Annotated in this window: 3 protein-coding genes; 1 reads left to right on the plus strand and 2 read right to left on the minus strand. The window is 59.0% G+C overall.

Going from position 1 to position 1,955, the window contains the following annotated elements; genetic code table 11:
* Positions 1-40: 40 nt before the first annotated feature.
* Entirely contained in the window at positions 41-514 is a 474-nt protein-coding gene (locus IWX63_RS16540; RefSeq protein ID WP_199279242.1) for a GNAT family N-acetyltransferase, read from the minus strand.
* A gap of 99 nt (positions 515-613) precedes the next feature.
* Positions 614-1,084: a hypothetical protein gene (locus IWX63_RS16545; protein WP_199279243.1), complete on the minus strand. Its 471-nt coding sequence runs from the start codon at positions 1,082-1,084 to the stop codon at positions 614-616.
* Between the two features lie 330 nt (positions 1,085-1,414).
* Between IWX63_RS16545 and IWX63_RS16550 the strand changes: the two genes are divergently transcribed.
* On the plus strand, positions 1,415-1,912 hold the full coding sequence (locus IWX63_RS16550) for a recombinase family protein (protein ID WP_334685957.1): 498 nt from the start codon (positions 1,415-1,417) through the stop codon (positions 1,910-1,912).
* Positions 1,913-1,955: the final 43 nt, after the last annotated feature.

Below are 1,955 nucleotides of genomic sequence, written 5' to 3' on the forward strand. Positions count from 1 at the left end.
TGTCTACGTGCCATAACTAGTGAATCTCCTCCTGCATCCATTATCGGATGCGAAACTCACACAGACACCGGACTCCTACCCGGGGACCCGACCAACCGGACTCGTCTACGTACTGATAGGTCGTCGTTGTTGCCTGCCCTACCGGCTTGAAGCCCAGGCGTTCGTAGAGCCGGCGGGCTCCATGGTTATCTACCCCGACGCCGAGATAGAGCTTGTTGAATCCTGCCTCCGCAGCGTAATTTTCCGTCCAGATGCAGAGGGCGGTGCCCGCGCCATCACCTCGAGCCGCCTCCTGCACGAAGAGGTGTTTCAATTCCGGTCTGTACTCGGAGGTTAGATCCAGAACCACGGTGCCCATCAGCTGCTGATCACGCCATACTGCTGCGTACACGATGTTGCCGATGGCCTGGTGCTGGAGGAAGCTTCGTGCGATGGCCGAGTTTGGCGGTTCATTCTTTCCCAGTAGGTCCAGGTCGCTGTCAGTGCACCGTCGAACCACTATCTCCCCGGTCATCCGAGCCCCCTCACTCACGTATTTTCGTTGAGCCTAGCGAACACAAAGATGGCATCATGCTCTTCTTGCATGTCCGCATTCCGATCCCCTGTGGGTGTTCTAGCTGGCGCTCACGGCGTGGACGTTTTCGTTTCGAAGCCATCCCCTGACCCAGTGCCTCAGGGCGAAGGCAACGGGAATCAGGGCGAGGGATAGAAGAAGCCCGAACAACATTGCGGGGCCGCCGACGCTCGCGACGAAGCCGGCGTGCACACAAACACCCGCACAGATCGCTGCCATGAAGATCAGAGAAGCGGTCATGATGTTGGTCCATCGCGTTGGCCATGCACTCAAGGCTCTGCCCGTCACCGCGGCCGACACTAGTTGCCAGGCTGATAGCAAAGCCACCTCGAGACCGACCAGCGCAACCACAAGTGCTGTGACGTATAGGGGCTCCAGGTAGGCGACTTCCGGGTATTTGCTCGCGTATGTCGCTCCAACTTGTGGGATGACCACAAGTTGAGCTACCAAGGCCACGAGGGAAAACAAGCCGATGAAAAAATGGAGGGGTAGAGCTTCCTGCTTGGTCATATCGTGGTCACGGCCCCCGGTTGAAAGTTGATCTCGCTGCCTCGAACCTATGTTCCGCTCGTCGTTCTGAGAAGGACTCGAGTAACAGGGCTGTCATTCGTGCCTCGATTGAGACATCAGAGCGCTGCTTATTTTTAGGTACCGAACAAGGGGACGGTCACCCGACTACCTAGGTCGATGTTGCCGTCCGAAAGCCGGTCCCCCGGCGGTGCAAGCATCACCCAAATTTTACGGATCAAAAATCGGCGCGTTTCCGCAGCTCTTCGATTCCCGTAAGACCCGCCCGCAAAAATGCCCGGTGAAGGGGGTACAACCGGTACATTCAAAACCATGACCGGACTGCTGATCGGATACGCGCGTGTATCCACCAACGACCAAGACCTCACCGGCCAAAAGAATGCCTTGGTTGCCCTTGGGGTGGCGCCGGAGAAGACATTCACCGACCAGGGCCTCACCGGCGCCAACCGGGCGCGTCCCGGACTCAGGGAAGCGTTGGCTGCCTGCCGGGACGGGGACACCCTGGTTGTGACCAAACTCGACCGCCTTGCCCGGTCGCTGCGCGATGCGAAGGATATTGTCGATGAGCTCACCCGCCGTGAAGTCAAGCTCAGCATCGGCGGCTCCGTCCATGACCCGACCGATCCCGTGGGCCGAATCCTCTTCAATGTCCTGGCCATGGTCGCGGAATTCGAAGCCGACCTGATCCGGGCCCGTACCCGGGAAGGCATGGCCGTTGCCAAGGCGAAGGGCCGGCTGCGGGGGAAGCAACCCAAGCTCTGTTCCGCCCCGGGTTTAATGGAGGTTCTTGATCCCCTTGGAAGAGGTTGAGAATTATGGCAGCACCACGGAAGTATCCCGAGGAGCTTCGGCA

It is taken from the genome of Arthrobacter sp. CAN_A2 (assembly GCF_015752045.1).
In the GTDB taxonomy this organism is placed as follows: Bacteria; Actinomycetota; Actinomycetes; order Actinomycetales; family Micrococcaceae; genus Arthrobacter_D.

Excerpts from the sequence above, each read along its gene's own strand:
- IWX63_RS16540 (WP_199279242.1), bottom strand. The coding sequence starts at position 514 with ATGACCGGGGAGATAGTGGTTCGACGGTGCACTGACAGCGACCTGGAC.
- IWX63_RS16545 (WP_199279243.1), bottom strand. The coding sequence starts at position 1,084 with ATGACCAAGCAGGAAGCTCTACCCCTCCATTTTTTCATCGGCTTGTTT.
- IWX63_RS16550 (WP_334685957.1), top strand. The coding sequence starts at position 1,415 with ATGACCGGACTGCTGATCGGATACGCGCGTGTATCCACCAACGACCAA.